At 58.9% G+C, this 827-nt stretch carries 1 protein-coding gene and 1 pseudogene; both read right to left on the bottom strand.

What is annotated here, in order from left to right; genetic code table 11:
• Nucleotides 1–235 (bottom strand): PAS domain-containing protein (locus FV227_RS28670; protein WP_147728640.1); only part of this gene is annotated, 235 nt, incomplete at its 3' end.
• Nucleotides 236–700: 465 nt separating this feature from the next.
• Nucleotides 701–827: pseudogene (locus tag FV227_RS28675) on the bottom strand (IS630 family transposase); the annotation flags it as partial.

The following is an 827-nucleotide window of genomic DNA, read 5'->3' on the forward strand; positions in this document are numbered from 1 at the left end:
ACTCCCCTTTGCGCAATGCGTCCCAGAACGCGTGATAGGCCGGCGCGTCGCGCTCTGCCGGCGTGACGAGCTTGCGGTGGTTCTGGCCCTTCAGTTCCGCCAGCGTGTAGCCAACGAGGCCGAGGAAGTTCGCATTGGCATCGAGGATCGTGCCATCGGGGGCGAACGCGATGCGGGCGCGCGAGCGGTCGATGGCCTCGAACAGCGCACGGAAAGAGCTATCGAACAAGCGCACCAACAGACTCCCAGCCGGAGGGTCTACGACCTCTTCGACTTGAATTGTAATTCTTGCCGTAAATTATAGATTAATTTCTCGATCAAACTGCCTATTTGTCGCACATCTAGTATATTTTTTACAATCCAGAAGCCGGCCGGAACCACTGGAGATATGGTAGGGGCCCCTGTGGGACTTCCCCTTTTCGCGCGTATGCGCTTCTTCCAACCCGTCCCATGCGAACTTCAAGTTGGCCGCGTTCCGTCACTCGCCGTCCGCGCCCCTGACACATCAGCGCCCCGCCGCCTTATCAACAGCGCCAAGCGGACCGCCGCGCGACATTTCCAGCTTTGCGCAAAGGAAAGCGCTCGAGAGCATGCCGGCAGCAATCCACCGAAGCTGAATAAACACGCGGATGCTGGTGACCGCGTAGAAAGATCATCTCCGACGTTTTCGATAGAAAGCGCTGCAGGCACCATTCAGAGCCTAGTGGTACGAGTCTAACACTTGGTGCCCGCGCTTTGCGGCCTGGATGATGCGATCCGGGTCGGCGGTCCAGACGAAGGGCTTCGGATTGCCGTTGCTCTCGGCGATGAAGCGTTTGATGGCGGCC

It is taken from the genome of Methylobacterium sp. WL119 (genome assembly GCF_008039875.1).
Taxonomy (GTDB): domain Bacteria; phylum Pseudomonadota; class Alphaproteobacteria; order Rhizobiales; family Beijerinckiaceae; genus Methylobacterium.